This window comes from Polaromonas sp. P1_E12, assembly GCF_056405975.1.
Genome location: NZ_JBFUBB010000006.1, coordinates 1 through 17987 on the forward strand (window position 1 = coordinate 1; position 17987 = coordinate 17987).

Below are 17987 nucleotides of genomic sequence, written 5' to 3' on the forward strand. Positions count from 1 at the left end.
GGTACCGCCCACGGTCACGGTATCGCCACCCAAAGCCGTCACCGCTGCTGTTCCGCTCAGCGTGGCCGTAGTGGTGGTGTCGTAGACCTTGTTGTTTGCGCTCACACCGCTGACAGTCAAGCTGGCCGGCGTGATGTTCGCGGTCAATCCCGTGGGTTGCACCACGGTGTAATTGCCGGCGTCGGCACCGCCCAGCGTGTAGCCGGTGACGGTTACGGCCTTGCCATTGCCTACGTTTTTGTTGGCGAAATTGCCGCTGCCGGTGCCGCCCAACGTCACGGTATCGCCGCCCAAGGCTGTGACAGCCGCTGTTCCGTTGAGCGTCGCGGTGGTCGTTGTGTCGTAGACCTTGTTGTTTGCTCCCACACCCGTGACAGCCAGGCTGGCCGGCGTGATATTGGCCGTGAAACCTGTGGGTTGCACCACGGTGTAGTTGCCGGCGTCGGCGCCGCCCAGCGTGTAGCCGGTCACGGTAACCACCTTGCCGTTGCCCACGTTCTTGTCGGCAAACCGGCCGATGCCCGTGCCGGCCACGTTCACCGTATCACCGGCGAAAGCTGCAACGCTGGCCGTGCCGTTGATGGTGGCGGCGTCGCTGGCGTTGTACACCTTGTTCTGGATCGTCACACCGCCAACGGCAAGGCTGGCCGGCGTGATGTTCGCGGTCAGGCCCGTGGGCTGCACGATGACATAGTTGCCGGCATCTGCGCCGCCCAGCGTGTAGCCGGTGACCGTCACGGCTTTGCCGTTGCCCACGTTCTTGTCGGCGAAAGCACCGCTGCCGGCGCCGGCGATGCTCACCGTGTCGCCGGCGATGGCTGTTACGCTGGCCGTGCCGTTGAGGGTGGCGGTGGTGCCGGCGTCATACACCTTGTTGTTTGCGCTCACGCCGGTGACAGCCAAACTGGCGGGATTGACTGTCAGCGTGCCATTGGCGTAACTGATGTCGTAGCCCTGCTGGTTGGAATACAGGCCGGACGCTGTCACCGTATAGCTTCCGGCATTGACCGCGCCCTGGGCGGTCCCGCCGAAACCGATGCTGCCCGACAAGCTGCCGCAGGCCACGTTGGAGCAACTGACGCTGGTTCCACCATTCCAGGACAGCCTGTCATAGGTCTTGCTGGTGTTGGCGACGGTGACCGTGGTGGCCTTCATGAGTGCCTTGAGCAGGGGACGGCTATTTCCCTCATAAATACGCCAGACGCTGGTGAAATCCCAGTTCGGGTTGACGTTGCCGTTGGCAGCCGTGGCCGAGCTGAAATTGGCCTGCTGCTGCATCTGGGCCGTGGTCATGCCCATGCCGCCGCCCGAGCTTGTGGCCCGCCCGGTTGTGACGGTGTCCCAGAAACTGTTGTTGATCGCCGTTCCGGCGTCCCACAAGCCGACCAGCCCACCCAGATTGCTGGTGCCGCTCACGGCCCCCGTCGCGTAGCTGCTATTGATCGTGCCGCCAGCATCAAATTTATAGCCCACCAGGCCGCCGACATTCGTGGTGCCGGACACCGTGCCACTCGCATAACTATTGCTGATCACAACATTGGCGGTGCCATTGCTGTCCCAATACCCCACGAGCCCGCCGACATCCTGGCCGGTGCTGGTGACGTTGCCGCTGGCGTAGCTATTGCTGACGCTTCCGCCGTTGAGCATGTCGCCCACCAGCCCGCCAACCCGCGAACTCGATGCGCCGACAGAGCCGGTGGCATAGCTGTCGCTGATAAGGCCCTGGTTCCAGCCAACCAGCCCGCCAACAATGAACGAGCCGATCACCGCGCCGCTGGCGTGGCTGTTGCGGATTACGCCCTGGCTGGTCCCCACCAGCCCACCAGCCTCGGATCCGGAGCCGGTCACTGAGGTGCTGGCGTAGCTGTTAGTGATATTGCCATTGCTCCACCCGGCCAACGCGCCGACTTTGGTTTGGCCCGTGACGCTACCGCCGGCCAAGCCCAAATTGTTGATTCGCCCCGAAGCGCCTACATAGCCGAGCAGACCGACGTAGGTGGCGGTGGGCCGGTTGATAGTGAGGCCGGAAATGGTGTGGCCCAAACCGTCCAGGATGCCACTGAATTGCGCCAGGTTGTTGCCCAGCGGTTCGAATCCACTGCCGCCGTTCCAAGCGCTGGTTGGCGAGGCGTCGATGTCAGCGCCCAGTGCGTAGCGACCGTTGAGATTGCCGCTCATGCCCTGTAAATCTGTGCCGCTGGTGCTGGTTGCGGTACCCAGGTCAGTGATCACCGTATAGGCGACGGGGGTACCGTTGCTGCCTTGCTTGGTGCTGAAATTGTTGCCTGCCGGCAAATTGATCTTCGCGCCGTTGTTGACGTTGTAGGAGTTGGTGATGCCATTGGTATTGCCCTGGCCGTATTCCAGCGCCAGCTTGCCCGTACCGGAGGCATTGAGGTTGGCGTTGATGTTGATGTTGTTCTGCGCGTTGAGCGTCAGCTGGTTGATGCTCCAGCTCACCACGTCGTTGACGTTGACGTCGCCCGCTGTGCCCGTGTTCCCGCTGCTGCTCTGGATGACGACGTTGCCTGAACCCAGGTTGGCACTCAGGGCCGCACCCGTGATGTTCCCGCCCGCAGCGGCGATGGTGAAATCCACCGGGTCGATCAGCCAGGTGCCGCTGTTGCCGGCGGGGGCCGCCGTGGTGATCCGGGCGCCGTCGGCAATGTTCACCTGCGCGCCCGAGGTTTCCACAAAGCCGCCGTTGCCGCCGTTGGGCGCCGAAGCGTCCAGCGTGCCCGCAATGTTGGCGGTGCCGGCGGCCATGCCGCCCAGCAGGATGATGGTGCCGCTGCGGTTTTCCACGGTGCGCGCCTGGATCACCCCGGTGTTGTTGACTGCGCTGGCCAGCAGGGAATCCTTGGCACCGGCGCTCATCAGCGCCTGCCCGCCGTCAGCCAGAATCAACCCGCCGTTCTCGGCCAGGCTGTTAAGAACGCTCTGGTCCACCTCGATCTTGAGCAGCTGGTTGCCCTGGAAGGTCAAAGTAGCCGCGCTGCCTGCCGCCAGCGCCACGCTGCCCTGCGGGGCGCTGATGGTGCCCTGGTTGCGCACGGTATTGCCGACCAGTGCAACGTAGCCGCCCGTGGCAGCATTGATGCGGCCCTGGTTGACCACACTGCCTGCGCCTGCGCCGCTGAAGCTGCGCTTTCCGCTGCTCAGGTCCACATCCTTGACATCCAGCGTGGACGCCACCAGCCCGCCCACATTGACCTGAGCGCCGGCGCCAAACAGGATGCCGTTGGGATTGATCAGGAAAACCTGCCCGTTGGCATTGAGCTGGCCCAGGATCTGGCTGCCGTGGGTGTCCAGGATGCGGTTGACCGCAATCGCGCTGGCCGAAGGCTGCACGAAATTCACGCTTTCCTGCGCGCCTACGTTAAAGCTCTTCCAGGTCAGCGAAGCGTTCTGGCTGGATTGATTGATGGTGGTGGCGGAGCCGCTCTGCGAGATGCTGGCTGCGCCCGAAGTAACCTGGCCGTCTACCGGTCCGGCCTGCGCTGTCGCTGCTCCCAGCAGCAAAACGGCCGTTACGGGCTTGCGCAGGGTCCATCTGCCTGCGGCGCTGCCGGCCATCCGTCCCAGTGCATCAAAAAACGGCGGCGCCGCGGTGGGTGCGCGCCGGCCGATATTTGTTACAAATTGCGCGGCCGTACGCGCATTTTTCGAACTTTTTTTGTGCATTTTTCACATCCCGGGAGTCCCCTTGCGTCAGCCGGTTGCAAGAAAGAGGCACTCGATGTGATGGTATTCACAAAGGAAACCCGGCACATCGGGCTAAAAAAAGTTCTTTTTGCAGTTAATAGAAACGTGCTCCAGACCGACCACGTTGGTTTCAATTTGTTACCGCTTTGGTTGTAACATTCGACCGCAGCGCCGTTGCCAAAAAAAGACACCCGAAATGAGAAAACGGGCCTCCATGGCGGCAACCCGGTCATTTCAGGCGGTCAACGGCATTTATTGCGCTGCGCCGCGCGGCTGGCGTGCCTTACCGATCGCGCAGGCCGACGGCTACTGTCGGGTAGTGCAAACGAAGCCGCAGCTCCTGCTTCAGGCGGGTGTTGTCCAGCCGGCGCGACTCGCTCATGAAGCTCAGCAGCATCAGCGGCAACTCTTCCTGTGCCGTGCCTCGTGCCAGGCGCGGCGGCCGCGGCAGGCCGTAGAGGTCCGCCGCCAGGTCAAAGTAGTCGCCCATCTTCAGCTGCGTGTCGTCACTGGCGTTGCTGGCGCGCTGGGGCTTGCCGCGCCACAGCGCCGCCAGGCAGGCACGGGCCAGGTCGTCGGCGTGGATATGGTTGGTGTAGACGTCGTCTTCGGCACGCAGTACAGGCGTGCCCTTGAGCAACCTGCCACGCGGCGTACCGCCTTCGCGGTCGGGCGCATAGATGCCCGGGATGCGCAGCAGGTGCACACGGGTGCCGGTGGCCCGGCCAAAAAGCCGCAGATGCGCCTCGGCATGTACACGCCGCTGGGCACGCGGTGTGTGGGGGCTCAATGGCCGCGTTTCGCGCACCCATTCGCCGCCGCAGTCGCCATACACCCCGCTGGTAGAGCCATACACCAGCGACTGCGGCAGGCTGCGCAGGCGCAGCGCGCGCAGCAGCGCCAGCGTACGTGGGTCGGTACGCCAATCGGGCTGGTCGCCGGGTGGCGGCGCCAGGTGCACCACCCGCGTAGCCACCCCCGCCAGGCGCCGCAGGGAGGCAGCGTCGTCCAGGTTGCCCTGTAGCGGCGTGATGCGCTGTGCGCGCAAAGCCGGCAAGCGCTCCGGCGATGAGGTCAGGGCCATGAGCCGGACATTGCGTGGCAGCAGGCGGGCCACGCGTTGGCCCACATCGCCGCAACCGACGATCAAAACCCGCTCGCGGCGGAAACGAAAAGGCAGCGCGCCTAGGGGGTTCAGGTTTGAGGGCAAAATTGGGGGTTGCTGGAAAAAGCCAGCCAGGTCGAGAACAGATACCGCAAGGATACCGAATATGAGCTTTAACGTGACTGTGCAACCCAGTGGCCGGACATTCATCGCCGAGGCGGATGAACCGCTGCTGGCGGCCGCCATTCGCCAGGGCATCGGCCTGCCCTACGGCTGCAAGGACGGCGCCTGCGGCTCCTGCAAGTCCAAAAAACTGGAAGGCAGCGTCCTTCACGGCGCGCACCAGGTCAAAGCCATGTCACCCGAGGAAGAGGCGAACGGCTTCATCCTGACCTGCAGCGCCAGGGCGACGAGCGACGTCGTGCTCGAATCACGCCACGTCACGGATGAAAGCGCTTTCCCGGTCAAGAAAATGCCGGTGCGCATCAACAGCCTGGCCAAGGCCTCGCACGACGTGATGGTGGTGCGCCTGCAATTGCCGGCCAGCGATGTTTTCAAGTACCACGCCGGCCAGTATGTGGAGTTTTTGCTGCGCGACGGCGACCGCCGCGCGTATTCAATGGGTAATGCCCCGCACACCCAGGCCGACAACCCGGGCGTCGAGCTGCACATCCGCCACATGCCGGGCGGCAAGTTCACCGAGCACGTGTTCGGCCCCATGAAAGAAAAGGAAATCCTGCGCATCGAGGGTCCTTTCGGCAGCTTTTACCTGCGCGAAGACAGCGACAAACCCATGGTGCTGCTGGCCTCGGGCACGGGCTTTGCGCCCATCAAGGCGCTGATCGAGCATCTGCAACACAAGGGCATCACGCGCCCGGCCGTGCTGTACTGGGGTGGCCGCCGCCCGGCCGATTTGTACATGGACGAGTGGGTCAAGGCCAGGACCGCGGAAATGCCGAATTTGCGCTACGTGCCGGTGATTTCCAATGCCCTGCCCGAGGACAACTGGACCGGCCGGACCGGCTTTGTCCACCAGGCCGTGCTGGATGATTTTTCCGACCTTTCCGGTCATCAGGTGTATGCCTGCGGCGCGCCCATCGTCGTGGATTCGGCCCAGGCCGCCTACACGGCTGCGGGCCTGCCGGACGACGAGTTTTATGCCGACTCCTTTGTGACCGAAAAAGAAAAAGCCCAGGCTACCGTACCCGCCGAAACCTGAACGGCGCACGCACCCGACAAACAAGAAGAATAAAAGAAGAAGAAAAAGAAACGCCCCGGCTGATTCGTCAGCCGGGGCTTTTTTGTGGGAATGCACCCCGGCTCATGAAAAGCCGGATTCGCTGCAAGCCGGCGAGACCCGATTATTTGCAACAATACGAAGCATGAACATTCGACCCGTTTCCCTCCTCACTTCCCTGCCCGGCAAATGCCTGGGTGCCCTTTTCATTGCCGGCATGGCACTGTCAGCCCCTCTGGCGCACGCCCAGCCCAAGGTCATGCGCATCATCGTGCCGTATGCACCCGGTGGCCCGATCGACGTGACGGCCCGCCTGATGGCCGAACGCGTCAAGGACACGCTGGGCCCGGTCATCATTGAGAACAAACCCGGCGGCGGCGGCAACATCGGTGTCGACGCCATCGCCAAGGCGCAACCCGACGGCATGACGATCGGCATTTCCGCCGTTGCCACCCACGCTATCAACCCCTGGCTTTACAGCAGGATGCCGTACAACGCGGCGACCGACTTCGCGCCCATCACACAGCTGGTGCGCGTGCCCAATGTGCTGGTGATCAACGCCGATTCTGCTCGGCGCCTGAACATCAACTCGCTGGGCGACCTGATCAAGTACGCCAAGGCCAACCCGGCCAAGCTCAATTACGCCAGCGGCGGCAACGGCAGCGCCGGGCACCTTGCCGGCGAAATGTTCAAGGCACAGGCCGGCATCTTCGCGCTGCACATCCCCTACAACGGCGGCAACCCGGCGCAACTGGCGCTGCTGAGCGGCCAGGTGGACTACAACTTTGACAACCTGGCCACGGCATCCGCCAACATCAAGGCCGGCAAGCTCAAGGCGCTGGCGGTCACTACAGCCAAACGCAGCGCCATGCTGCCCGATGTGCCTGCCGTGGCCGAGACGCTCAAGGGTTTTGAGATCGACACCTGGTGGGGACTGGTGGCGCCCGCAGGCACACCGAAAGACGTGATCACCAAACTCAACCAGGCATTCGTCGCCGCGCTGAATTCACCCGAAGCCAAAACCCGCTTTGCCACACTGATGGCCGAACCTGTGGGCAACACACCCGAGCAGTTCGGCGCCTTCATGAAAAGCGAAATGGCGAAGTATGAAAAAGTGGTGAAGGCCTCAGGCGCCAAAGTGGATTGAAATAGGTCCACCCCCTTCCAGGCTCACTGCGTGTAGCCTGTTCCCCCCTCAGGGGGCGGCGCCTGGGGCCGGCGAAGCCGAAAAATTGGCACACCCCTATCGGGCTCACTGCGTGTAGCCCTTTTCCCCTTGCAGGGGACGGTGCCTGCGGCCCGGCAAAGCCGGTTCCGCGGCACCCACTGGTGAATACCTCCGCCGATAGTGCCCAAAGAATTCTTAAACCCAGCACGAGCCCCGGAACCGGCTTTGCCGGGCCGTAGGGCGGGCGGCCCCCTCGGGGGGCAGGGAGCTACACGCAGTGAGCGACCGTGGGGGCTCCATCACCACCGTGGGGGCTCACCTGGTCACGCGATCCCCATAGCGAATGCTCTTCAGGGAACCGCCCTCAAACAGCAGCATGGTCATGAACTGCCCGTAACCTGGGTTGTAAGTCCACTCTTCGACCTGCTGGCAGGTGTTGACCGTTACGTTGGTGGTGGTGCTGGTGGTGGAACCTGCGGTATTTGGTGTCACAACGGTCGCGCTGGACACGGTGTCAGGCGTGGCTTTGCAGAAAGTGTCCTTCATGACAGGTTCGCCGCATTTTTGCAGGATCGTGCCTTTGGAATTGCCGATCTGCGCCAGGTCGCCCTTGCAGCGCAGTGACTGGGCCGAAGCGCCGGTGAAAAAGGACGAGGCCAGGAAGGCGAACATCACGACAGCAGTGCGGACAACATACTGGTTCATTTTGGCTTCCCCAAGGTTCAACAAGAGTGCGCGTGGTGCGCACTCTTCGAACTTTATGCGCAAATATTTGGCGCCGCAAGGCATTTATGCCCTGCGCCGGTTGGTCAGATTTGCGGGATAACGTGCGTCCCGCGGCGCCTGCCGGCGCGCGGGCGCTCACTTATTCGCCGAGGTAAGCGGCCCTGACGCGCGGATCGTTCAGCAGCGCTTTCGCGTCGCCGTTCATGGTGACGTTGCCCGACTCCATGACGTAGCCACGGTTGGCAATGCCAAGTGCGCGGCTGGCGTTCTGCTCGACCAGCAGCACCGTCACGCCGCGGGCTGAAACGTCCTTGACCACTTCGAAGATCTTGTCGACCATGATGGGCGAAAGGCCCATGGAGGGCTCGTCCAGCAGCAGCACCTTGGGGCGGCTCATCAATGCGCGGCCCATGGCCAGCATCTGCTGTTCACCGCCCGACATGGTGCCGGCCAGCTGGTCCTTGCGTTCACGCAGACGGGGAAACAGCACAAACATCTTTTCCATGTCTTCGGCGATGCCCGCCTTGTCGCTACGGATGTAGGCGCCCATCTGCAGGTTTTCGGTGATGGTCATGCGGGTGAAGACGCCGCGGCCTTCCGGCACCATGGCCAGGCCCTCTTTCACCAGGTCCCAGGCGCCGCGGCCCTTGATACTCTTGCCCAGGTATTCAATGTCGCCGCCCAGCATCGGCAGCGTGCCGGTGATGGCTTTCATGGTGGTGGTCTTGCCGGCCCCGTTGGAGCCAATCAGGGTGACCAGTTCGCCGTCGTTGACTTCGAAGTCAACGCCCTTGACCGCCTGGATGCCGCCGTAAGCGACCTTCAGGCCGGTCACTTTAAGGAGTGTGTTTGCCATGTTCTTGCTTTCCTTCAATGACCTGTGCCCAGATAGGCGGTGATCACTTTTTCGTCTTTTTGTACGTCCGCGGGCGCGCCTTCGGCAATCTGCTTGCCGTAATCGAGCACGGTGACGCGGTCGCACAGGCCCATGACCAGCTTCACGTCGTGTTCGATCAGCAGGATGGTGCGGTTGTCCTTGCGGATGCGGTCGATCAGCTCGCGCAGCTGCACTTTTTCGGTCGCGTTCATGCCGGCGGCCGGCTCGTCGAGCGCGATCAGCTGCGGGTCGGTGGCCAGGGCCCGGGCAATTTCCAGGCGGCGCTGGTCACCGTAGCTCAGGGTGCGGGCCTTGAAGTCGGCGTATTTGCCGATGCCGACATAGTCGAGCAACTCCTGCGAGCGCTTGGCAATGGCGGCTTCTTCGTGCTTGAAACCAGGAGTGCGCAGCACGGCGCCGATCAGGCCCGAATTGGTACGGATATGACGGCCGACCATGACGTTTTCGAGGGCGGTCATGTCGGCAAACAGGCGGATGTTCTGGAAGGTCCGGGCAATGCCGGCCTTGGCCACTTCGTGCACCGCCGTCGGCTTGTAGGGCTTGCCGGCGAGCTCGAAGGTGCCGCTGTCGGGTGTGTAAAGGCCCGTCAACACATTGAAGAAGGTGGTTTTACCGGCGCCGTTGGGGCCGATCAGGCCATACACCTGGCCACGCTCGATATGGATGCCGACATCGGAAAGAGCCTGCAAACCGCCGAAGCGCTTGGAGACACCCGAGACTTTAAGAATGGTTTCGCTCATGTCCATTCTCCTTAGGGGTTGATTGACTGGATAGGGTCCGGGCCGACGGGCTTGTTCAGCGACTTGCCGTGCTCGGAAGCGGGCCACAGGCCGCGCGGACGCATCAGCATGACGCTGATCATGGCCAGCGCGATCAGCAGCTGGCGCAGGATGGCGGAGTCAAGCCGGCCGTCGGTCATGGCTTGCAGTGGGCCGGCCACATGGCGCAGCACTTCTGGCAGCGCGGCCAGCAGCAAGGCACCCAGAATGACGCCGGGCAAATGGCCGATGCCGCCCAGCACCACCATGGCGACGATCATGACCGACTCCATCAGGCTGAAGGATTCGGGAGACACAAAACCCTGGAAGGCGGCAAACATGGAACCCGACACGCCGCCGAAAGTGGCGCCCATGCCGAAGGCCAGCAGCTTCAGGTTGCGAGTGTTGATGCCCATGGCCTTGGCGGCGATTTCGTCTTCACGGATCGCCATCCAGGCGCGGCCGATGCGGGAATTTTCCAGGCGGTGGCAAACCACAACCGAGACGATCACCAGCACCAGGAAGAGGTAGTAATACATCGACACCGAGTTGACCTCGAAGCCGAAAAACTCATGCGGCTTGCCCAGATCGAACCCGAAGAACTTCATCGAGTCGATCTGGTTGATGCCCTTGGGACCGTTGGTGAGGTTGATGGGGCGGTCCAGGTTGTTCAGGAACACGCGGATGATTTCACCGAAACCCAGCGTGACGATGGCGAGGTAATCGCCGCGCAGCTTGAGGGTCGGGGCGCCCAGCACCACGCCGAAGAATCCGGCGAGGGCCGCTGCGGCCGGGATGATCGCCCAGATCGGCAAATGCAGCCCGTTCGGAAACTGCGCCGCAATCCAGGGAAAGGCGTCGGCCAGGTGCGGCGAGCCGAGCAGCGCGAACAGGTAGGCGCCGACCGCGAAGAACGCGACATACCCCAGGTCCAGCAGGCCGGCGTAGCCGACCACGATGTTCAGGCCCAGGGCCAGCAGCACATACAGCAGCGCCATGTCGACAATGCGCACCCAGGCGTTGCCGCCCTGCTGCAGGATCAGGGGCAGCACCAGCAGTGCCGCCGCGACGATCAGGAAGGTAATGAGTTTTTTCGATTTGACAGAATTCATGATTGTTCTCCTTGTGTACCGGATGGACGCGGCGTCACGCCCGGTCCGCTACACGCTCACCCAGCAAGCCTGAAGGCCGTAGCGTGAGCACAAAAATCAGCACGATGAAAGCAAAAATGTCGGAGTACTGGCTGCCCAGCACGCCGCCCGTCAGCGGGCCGATGTAGCCGGCGCCGATGGATTCGATCAGGCCCAGCAAAATGCCGCCAAGCACCGCGCCGCCCAGGTTGCCGATGCCGCCGAACACAGCCGCCGTGAAGGCCTTCAGGCCGGGCAGGAAGCCCATGGTGTGCTGCACCGTGCCGTAGTTGGAGGCGTACATGACGCCAGCCAGCGCGGCGAGGATGGCGCCGATGATGAAGGTGGCCGAGATGACGGTGTCGGGGCGCACGCCCATGAGCGCCGCGACGCGGGGGTTTTCAGCGGTGGCACGCATGGCGCGGCCCAGCTTGGTGTAATGCACCAGCCACATCAGTACGGAAAGGGAGACAACGGTTGCGCCCAGGATGAAGAGCTGGGTCACGGTGATGACAGCACCGCCGACCTGGAAGGGCTCGGAAGGCAACAGCGTGGGATAGGGCTTGTAGTTGGGCTTCCAGATGATCATGGCCAGGGTCTGCAGCAATAGCGACATGCCGATGGCGGTGATCAGCGGGGCCAGTTTGGGGGAGTTTCGCAAGGGCCGGTAGGCGATTTTCTCAATCGCGAAATTGAGGGCGCCGCACACCACAAAGGCGATCAACAGCGAAATCAGCAAAATAATCCAGCCCGGCGTGCCCGGCATGGAATCCTGCATCAGACCAATGATGGTCCAGCTGGTCAAAGCCCCCACCATCAGCACTTCGCCGTGTGCGAAGTTAATCAGGTTAATGATGCCGTACACCATGGTGTAGCCCAAGGCGATCAAGGCATACATGCTGCCCAGCACCAGACCATTGATGATCTGCTGTAGCAATATTTCCATAACTCACTCTCCGTCCGTTTGATGAAATCGCCAACTCCGCCTGGCGGCCACCATCCACCGGGATCGCCGGTGACTGGCTTGAGTTAACAAAAAGCCCGCCTATCAAAGCCGGATGGCTGGTGAAGTTGGCGAGCTAATCCGCAAATTGTAGCCAAGCGTCTCTAGCGAGAATCGAGCCAGCGGTGCGGTTTTCGCGGGGTTTACCCTTGAGAAAGTGAAATTTTCGGGTCGAATTCACCTTTATCAGCGGCTTTTGTTTTTTATCAGTTTTTCTTATTGTTCTTAATTTTCAACTCATTTAACTTATCCGCTATGCGTATCTCCAGTCCTCTGTTGACGGGGCGATAGAAACCTGGAGGTGACATGCCTTCCGGAAAATAATTCTCACCCGCGGCAAAGCCGTCTTCCTCATCGTGGGCGTAACGGTAGTTTTTGCCGTAATCGAGCTGTTTCATGAGCTTTGTTGGTGCATTGCGCAAATGCAGGGGCACCGGGCGGGTGCCGTCCTTGCTGATGAAAGCCTTGGCTTCGTTGAAGGCCTTGTAGACCGCATTGGACTTGGGCGCGACCGCCAGATAGATGACGCACTGGGCCAGCGCCAGCTCGCCCTCAGGGGAGCCGAGGCGTTCGTAGACTTCCGCAGCATCCAGCGCCATGCGCAAGGCACGCGGGTCGGCCAGCCCGATGTCTTCGCTGGCCATGCGCACCAGCCGGCGCGCCATGTAGCGCGGTTCGGCGCCGCCGTCGAGCATGCGCATGAACCAGTAGAGCGCGGCATCGGGGTCGGAACCGCGCACCGACTTGTGCAGCGCCGAGATGGTGTCGTAGAACTGTTCGCCGCCCTTGTCGTAGCGCCGCATCCGCTCGCCCAGTACCTTGAGCAGCCAGACGTCGCCGACGTCGGTCACTTTTTCGGCCTTGGCCGCCACGCTGAGGGACTCGAGCGTGTTCAAGAGGCGGCGGGCGTCGCCGTCGGCATAGGCAACCAGCCTGTCAACGGCTTCATTTGCTATTGTTTCGATAGCTGGTAGCGCATGCTCAGCAAGCACCTTGGCCACTATTTGCTTGAGATCTGCCTCCTCCAGCGGCTGCAACACATACACCACGGCGCGTGAAAGCAAGGCCGAATTCACCTCGAACGAAGGGTTTTCGGTGGTGGCACCGATGAAGGTGAAAAGGCCGCTTTCCACATGCGGCAAAAAAGCGTCCTGCTGGCTTTTGTTGAAGCGGTGCACCTCATCGACGAACACAATCGTGCGCTTGCCGCCCTGCCCCTGCCAGACAGACGCCTGCTCGACTGCCTCCCGGATGTCCTTGACGCCGCCCAGCACGGCGGAGATGGTGATGAAGTGAGCATCAAAACTGCTCGCCATGAGCCGCGCGATGGTGGTCTTGCCGACGCCGGGCGGTCCCCAGAGGATGCAGCTGTGCGGCTGGCCTGATTCAAATGCGATGCGCAGCGGCATGCTTTCGCCCAGCAGATGCTGCTGGCCGATGACCTCGCCCAGCGACTGGGGGCGCAAGCGTTCTGCTAGAGGTTGGCTCTTCGTTGGCATAAGGGATACATGTGCGGCATCTAGTTAGCGCAAGGGGTTCTTTAGTGTCTGGTCAGCGCTGCCTGGGGGCCGCAAACAGCTTGCGGTTGCGCACACCGATAATCACTACTGGCTCATCAATTCATCAAAAACTGCGGTAAATCCTTATGAAACTCAATATTGGTTGCGGTCACAACAAGTTTGCCGGATATGTCAACGTGGACGCATTTCAGGAATGCAACCCGGATGTAGTTTTTAACGTAGAAGTCACTCCGTGGATGTGGGACGACAGTTCAGTCGATGCCGTCATTTTTAATCATTCTCTTGAGCACATGGGCCAGCAATCCAGTGTTTTTCTGGGCATCATGAAAGAACTCTATCGCGTATGCAAAAACAGTGCTGTCATTGAAGTTAACGTACCCCATCCCAGGCACGACAATTTCATCAGCGATCCTACGCACGTGCGAATCATCACCCCCGCCCTGTTTGCACTGTTCGATAAAAAAAACAATGACGAGTGGAAATTGAAGGGCTTCCCCAACTCACCCTTTGCCCATTATCTGGGGGTAGATTTTGTGACCACTGATGTGGAAGTAGTGATCGCCGATCCTTATAGCCAGATGTTTTCGGACGGGAAGCTTTCAGGCGAAGAGCTGGAAATCATGGCGCGCGAAAAAAACAACATCCTCTCGGAATACAGAATCAAACTGTCAGTGAGAAAGCCAGAAAACCGGGTTTGATGACCACCATGAATCCGGGAATTGAAACCGGCATGGGAAAACCACCGCAGGCGGTTACTGGCGAATCAGGTCCGCCCCAGCCGGCGTCTTGAACTGGAAGCTCGCAGGGCCAAGTGCAGGGTTAATCTCGAACTGACTGAAGGTCATCACTGACTTCTGGCCGAAGCTGTCAAGGATTTCCAGCATGGCGAGTTCGCTGCCCTTCCCGGTCGGTTTAAAACCGATGCTAATGCTCTGCAACTGGCCGTCTTTGGTTTTGGGCTTGGCCTGTATCCACTGCAAACCATCTCTGTCAGGCAAGGAAGCCAGGTTGAAATCGGCTTGCAGGCCCTTGAGGTCAGCAGCAGCGGCGATCACGGCGGCCGGGGTTCCGTTGAGTACCTGGGCGAGCTTGCGCGAGGTGACCTGGTTCAGGTCTGCGTCATAGAGCCACAGGGTCTGGCCGTCGGCCACGATGGTTTGCTCAAAAGGTTTTTTATAGACAAAGCGGAAACGGTTGGGCCGCGAAAACTCAAACGTGCCGTTCGACGTCTTGCTGCGTGCAGCCTGGCCGTCCTTGCCGGGCGCAGTCACCACTTGGGTGAACTCGGCGCGGCCGCTGCTGACGGTCTTCACGAAAGTTTCGAGGCTTTCCAGGCCGTCGGCCCATACGGAATGGGCGCAAGCAGCTATCAAAATAGTAGCAAAATATTTCTTCATGATCGTCACTCCGCCCGTGAGGGCACCAGGATTTCGCGCTGGCCGCTGCCGCTCATGGCGCTGACCAGCCCGGCTTTTTCCATGTCTTCGACCAGCCGCGCCGCGCGGTTGTAGCCGATCTTGAGATGACGCTGCACCAGTGAAATGCTGGCTTTGCGGTTTTTCAGCACGACTTCCACGGCCTGGTCGTACATCGGGTCTTTTTCACCTCCGCCGTTGCCGCCATTACCGCCATCACCCAGCAGGTCGCCGTCCTCGCCATCGACCGTGCCGCCTTCCAGAACGCCATCGATGTAATTGGGTTCGCCCTGCAGCTTGAGGTAGGCCACCACGCGGTGTACTTCATCATCGCTCACAAACGCACCATGCACCCGAATTGGAAAGCCTGTACCACTCGGCATGTAAAGCATGTCACCCATTCCTAACAATGCCTCAGCGCCCATCTGGTCAAGGATGGTCCGGCTGTCGATCTTGCTGCTGACCTGGAAAGACAGGCGGGTCGGGATATTGGCCTTGATCAGGCCGGTAATCACATCCACACTTGGCCTCTGGGTAGCCAGCACCAGGTGGATGCCGGCGGCCCGGGCTTTTTGCGCCAGGCGGGCAATCAGTTCCTCAATCTTCTTGCCGACCACCATCATCAGGTCGGCCAGCTCGTCGATCACCACCACGATGTAGGGCAGGCGCTCCAGCGGCTCGGGTTGCTCGGGCGTGAGGCTGAAGGGGTTGTAGATGAATTCGCCCTTGGCCTTGGCCTCGTCGAGCTTGGCGTTGTAACCGGCCAGGTTGCGCACGCCCAGCTTGCTCATGAGCTTGTAGCGCTTTTCCATTTCGGCCACACACCAGTTCAGGCCGTGGGCGGCCTGGCGCATGTCGGTGACCACCGGCGCCAGTAAATGCGGAATGCCTTCATAGACACTCATCTCCAGCATCTTGGGGTCGATCAGCAGCAGCCGCACGTCACGTGCATCGGCCTTGTAGAGCAAGCTCAGGATCATGGCGTTGATGCCGACCGACTTGCCCGAGCCGGTGGTACCGGCCACCAGGCAATGCGGCATCTTGGCAAGATCAGCCACCACCGCAGCGCCGCTGATGTCCTTGCCCAGACCGATCGTGAGCATGGACTTGGCTTCGTTGTAGACCTGCGATCCCAGAATTTCACTGAGCTTGATGGACTGGCGCTTGGCGTTGGGCAGCTCCAGCGCCATGTAGTTTTTGCCGGGAATGGTTTCGATCACGCGAATGGAAACGAGGCTGAGGGCGCGCGCCAGATCCTTGGCCAGGTTGACAACCTGCGAACCCTTCACGCCCGTGGCGGGTTCGATCTCATAACGTGTGATGACGGGGCCGGGAGCGGCGGCCACGACACGCACCTCGACGCCGAAATCTTTCAGCTTTTTCTCGATCAGGCGCGAGGTCATTTCCAGCGTCTCGGGCGCCACGGTTTCCTGGCGCGTCAGCGCACCGTCCAGCAGATCAACCTGCGGGAGCTTGGAGTCGGGCATTTCACTGAAGAGCGGCTTTTGCCGTTCTTTTGCCACGCGCTCGCTTTTGGGAATGTCCACAAGCACGGGCTCGATCAGGACCGGCACCGGGTGGTGCTCTTCAATCTCGATGCGCTCGTCTATCAAGGTCTCTTCGCGCTCGCGCGCAGCCAGCTTGCCGAAGGCGAGGTCTTCGGCGATTTCGCGCTTTTCGCGCCGGGAATCAATCAGGTTGTCAATCCAGGCGCCGACACGCAGGGCCACATGCGCCCAGGAAAAGCCGAACACGGCGGACACGGCAATCACGCCGAGCGCAATGAAAACCAGGCCCGAACCAGCAAAGCCCAGCCATTTCTCACCCTGCGTTCCAGCCAGGTAACCCAGCACGCCGCCAGCGTGGCCGGGCAACCTGAACTCAAAACGATACAGCCGGGACCATTCCAGCGCCGCGCTGGCCAGTAAAAGCAGGAGCAGGCTCAGCCAGAACCGGATCCGGCCGGCGGAGTGGGATGAATCGGCAGCAAGGGGTTCGCCGCGAAGCCAGCGCGCCAATGAAGACAGCCAGACCTGTGCGCCTGCCGCCAATGCCCACCAGACGGAAAAGCCCAGCAGGAAATAGCTCGCATCTGCCAGCCATGCGCCCAGGCGGCCACCCCAATTGCGGGCCGCAGCTTGGGCGCCGCCCAGGACGTCCGCGGTACCGGATGTTGACCAGGCAGCGTCTTGCGATGAATAGCTGAGCAATGCCGCGAGCCAGAAAATCAGGCCGAGCAGACCCAGAATCAGGCTGACTTCATGGGCAAAGCGTTTGATGCCGCTGGGCGCGCCCGCGGCTGGGGAATTTCTGGAGTTCAGGGTGTCGAGTGAGTAAGTCATGGCCCGGCTAGTACTGCGAGCCGGAAGTAGCGAGACAAAATGAAAGGGATGGATTCGTGCCCAGAGCAAGGCGCGAGCCGCAGCGAAGGCTATTTGCCTTCGCAAGGCTTGCAACGCCGCCATGGGTACGAAGACGCGCTTTCATGTTTCGATATTTCCGGGTTGCAGTACCAAGCTTACCGCAGTTGGCTAAGGGCTTTGAGGGGCGCCAGAGACGCCAAACCGTACGGCAGGGGTCTGCCAGGGCCCTATCCCAGCGTATGAAGACGCTCTTTCACCAAAAGCGAGCCATCGTCGCGGGTTTCGATGAATCCGCGCTCTTCAAGATCCTTCATCACCCGGCTGACCATTTCGCGCGAAGCGCCGACCATCTTGGCCAGATCCTGCCTTGAAACCTTGTCGCGGATCACGGCATTTCCGCTGCCGTCTTCATTGGCGAATTCGAGCAACGCCCTGGCCACACGGCCATACACATCCATCAGGGCCAGCGATTCGATCTGGCGGTCTGCATGGCGCAGTCGCTGGACCAGCCCCTTCAGCACGGCATAGGCCATGGAGCTGTTTTCCGGAAGGCAACGCGCAAACTCCAGGCGGCCCAGGATCAGGGCATCGGTCTGGATCTCGGCGCGCACCGTGGCGGAGTGAGGTTCGTTGTCGATCAGGCTCATTTCACCCACATAGTCGCCGGGGTGCATGGTGGCCAGAATGACCTCGCGGCCACGGGAATCCGTGGTGATGACGCGTGCGCGGCCGGTCAGGATGATGGAAAGGGCGTTGGATTTTTTGCCCTGTTCCACGATAGGCTCGCCGCGCTTGAACCGGCGCTTGACCACGGTATCGGCGACCGATGCAGCCTGGCTGGCAGTCAACACGGAAAAAAGAGGGACCCGGCGAATCAATTCCAGGTTAGACACCATCGTCGTCATAGCAGATATCTCCCAACCTCACATCCGACGGCTAGTCGCGTGAGTTCTTACAAT

Annotated in this window: 14 protein-coding genes; 3 read left to right on the top strand and 11 right to left on the bottom strand. The window is 61.2% G+C overall.

Annotated features, from left to right (window positions below; all coding sequences use genetic code 11):
* Both AC1D13_RS16645 and AC1D13_RS16650 read right to left on the bottom strand, forming a co-directional pair.
* On the bottom strand, window positions 1-3684 hold a 3684-nt coding region (locus AC1D13_RS16645), incomplete at its 3' end, for a beta strand repeat-containing protein (protein WP_477689946.1).
* A gap of 304 nt (window positions 3685-3988) precedes the next feature.
* The gene (locus tag AC1D13_RS16650; protein WP_477689947.1) at window positions 3989-4915 is read right to left on the bottom strand and encodes an SDR family oxidoreductase; all 927 of its coding nucleotides are present in this window, start codon (window positions 4913-4915) and stop codon (window positions 3989-3991) included.
* A gap of 61 nt (window positions 4916-4976) precedes the next feature.
* Between AC1D13_RS16650 and AC1D13_RS16655 the strand changes: the two genes are divergently transcribed.
* A complete protein-coding gene (locus AC1D13_RS16655) occupies window positions 4977-6029 on the top strand; it encodes a CDP-6-deoxy-delta-3,4-glucoseen reductase (protein ID WP_477666181.1) in 1053 nt (350 codons plus the stop codon).
* 163 nt (window positions 6030-6192) lie between these two features.
* The gene (locus AC1D13_RS16660; RefSeq protein ID WP_457279482.1) at window positions 6193-7194 is read left to right on the top strand and encodes a Bug family tripartite tricarboxylate transporter substrate binding protein; all 1002 of its coding nucleotides are present in this window, start codon (window positions 6193-6195) and stop codon (window positions 7192-7194) included.
* A 336-nt stretch (window positions 7195-7530) separates the two neighbouring features.
* On the opposite strand, the gene AC1D13_RS16665 is transcribed toward AC1D13_RS16660, so the two are convergent.
* The 6 genes from AC1D13_RS16665 to AC1D13_RS16690 all read right to left on the bottom strand — a co-directional run bounded on the left by AC1D13_RS16665 (window position 7531) and on the right by AC1D13_RS16690 (window position 13229).
* Window positions 7531-7920 carry a DUF2845 domain-containing protein gene (locus AC1D13_RS16665; protein WP_457279483.1) on the bottom strand — a complete coding sequence of 130 codons (390 nt, stop codon included), beginning with the start codon at window positions 7918-7920 and terminating at the stop codon, window positions 7531-7533.
* A 160-nt stretch (window positions 7921-8080) separates the two neighbouring features.
* Complete coding sequence (locus AC1D13_RS16670) at window positions 8081-8797, bottom strand: ABC transporter ATP-binding protein (RefSeq protein WP_457279484.1); 717 nt, start codon at window positions 8795-8797, stop codon at window positions 8081-8083.
* Window positions 8798-8811: 14 nt separating this feature from the next.
* Window positions 8812-9579, bottom strand: a complete 768-nt coding sequence (locus tag AC1D13_RS16675; protein WP_457279485.1) for an ABC transporter ATP-binding protein — start codon at window positions 9577-9579, stop codon at window positions 8812-8814.
* An 11-nt stretch (window positions 9580-9590) separates the two neighbouring features.
* On the bottom strand, window positions 9591-10709 hold the full coding sequence (locus AC1D13_RS16680) for an ABC transporter permease subunit (protein WP_457279486.1): 1119 nt from the start codon (window positions 10707-10709) through the stop codon (window positions 9591-9593).
* A 34-nt stretch (window positions 10710-10743) separates the two neighbouring features.
* Window positions 10744-11673 (bottom strand): branched-chain amino acid ABC transporter permease, encoded by a 930-nt coding sequence (locus AC1D13_RS16685; protein WP_457279487.1) that lies wholly within the window; start codon window positions 11671-11673, stop codon window positions 10744-10746.
* Window positions 11674-11936: 263 nt separating this feature from the next.
* Window positions 11937-13229 (bottom strand): replication-associated recombination protein A, encoded by a 1293-nt coding sequence (locus AC1D13_RS16690; RefSeq protein ID WP_457279488.1) that lies wholly within the window; start codon window positions 13227-13229, stop codon window positions 11937-11939.
* A gap of 146 nt (window positions 13230-13375) precedes the next feature.
* Between AC1D13_RS16690 and AC1D13_RS16695 the strand changes: the two genes are divergently transcribed.
* The gene (locus AC1D13_RS16695; protein WP_457279489.1) at window positions 13376-13948 is read left to right on the top strand and encodes a class I SAM-dependent methyltransferase; all 573 of its coding nucleotides are present in this window, start codon (window positions 13376-13378) and stop codon (window positions 13946-13948) included.
* Between the two features lie 54 nt (window positions 13949-14002).
* On the opposite strand, the gene lolA is transcribed toward AC1D13_RS16695, so the two are convergent.
* From lolA to AC1D13_RS16710, 3 genes are all read right to left on the bottom strand, one after another.
* Window positions 14003-14647, bottom strand: coding sequence for an outer membrane lipoprotein periplasmic chaperone LolA (lolA, locus tag AC1D13_RS16700; protein WP_477689948.1), 645 nt, complete (start codon window positions 14645-14647; stop codon window positions 14003-14005).
* A 5-nt stretch (window positions 14648-14652) separates the two neighbouring features.
* Complete coding sequence (locus tag AC1D13_RS16705; RefSeq protein ID WP_477689949.1) at window positions 14653-17007, bottom strand: DNA translocase FtsK; 2355 nt, start codon at window positions 17005-17007, stop codon at window positions 14653-14655.
* A gap of 248 nt (window positions 17008-17255) precedes the next feature.
* On the bottom strand, window positions 17256-17933 hold the full coding sequence (locus AC1D13_RS16710; RefSeq protein WP_431097946.1) for a Crp/Fnr family transcriptional regulator: 678 nt from the start codon (window positions 17931-17933) through the stop codon (window positions 17256-17258).
* Window positions 17934-17987: the final 54 nt, after the last annotated feature.

Excerpts from the sequence above, each read along its gene's own strand:
- AC1D13_RS16685 (WP_457279487.1), bottom strand. The coding sequence starts at position 11,673 with ATGGAAATATTGCTACAGCAGATCATCAATGGTCTGGTGCTGGGCAGC.
- AC1D13_RS16710 (WP_431097946.1), bottom strand. The coding sequence starts at position 17,933 with ATGACGACGATGGTGTCTAACCTGGAATTGATTCGCCGGGTCCCTCTT.
- AC1D13_RS16705 (WP_477689949.1), bottom strand. The coding sequence starts at position 17,007 with ATGACTTACTCACTCGACACCCTGAACTCCAGAAATTCCCCAGCCGCG.
- AC1D13_RS16690 (WP_457279488.1), bottom strand. The coding sequence starts at position 13,229 with ATGCCAACGAAGAGCCAACCTCTAGCAGAACGCTTGCGCCCCCAGTCG.
- lolA (WP_477689948.1), bottom strand. The coding sequence starts at position 14,647 with ATGAAGAAATATTTTGCTACTATTTTGATAGCTGCTTGCGCCCATTCC.
- AC1D13_RS16660 (WP_457279482.1), top strand. The coding sequence starts at position 6,193 with ATGAACATTCGACCCGTTTCCCTCCTCACTTCCCTGCCCGGCAAATGC.
- AC1D13_RS16695 (WP_457279489.1), top strand. The coding sequence starts at position 13,376 with ATGAAACTCAATATTGGTTGCGGTCACAACAAGTTTGCCGGATATGTC.
- AC1D13_RS16680 (WP_457279486.1), bottom strand. The coding sequence starts at position 10,709 with ATGAATTCTGTCAAATCGAAAAAACTCATTACCTTCCTGATCGTCGCG.
- AC1D13_RS16655 (WP_477666181.1), top strand. The coding sequence starts at position 4,977 with ATGAGCTTTAACGTGACTGTGCAACCCAGTGGCCGGACATTCATCGCC.
- AC1D13_RS16670 (WP_457279484.1), bottom strand. The coding sequence starts at position 8,797 with ATGGCAAACACACTCCTTAAAGTGACCGGCCTGAAGGTCGCTTACGGC.
- AC1D13_RS16665 (WP_457279483.1), bottom strand. The coding sequence starts at position 7,920 with ATGAACCAGTATGTTGTCCGCACTGCTGTCGTGATGTTCGCCTTCCTG.
- AC1D13_RS16675 (WP_457279485.1), bottom strand. The coding sequence starts at position 9,579 with ATGAGCGAAACCATTCTTAAAGTCTCGGGTGTCTCCAAGCGCTTCGGC.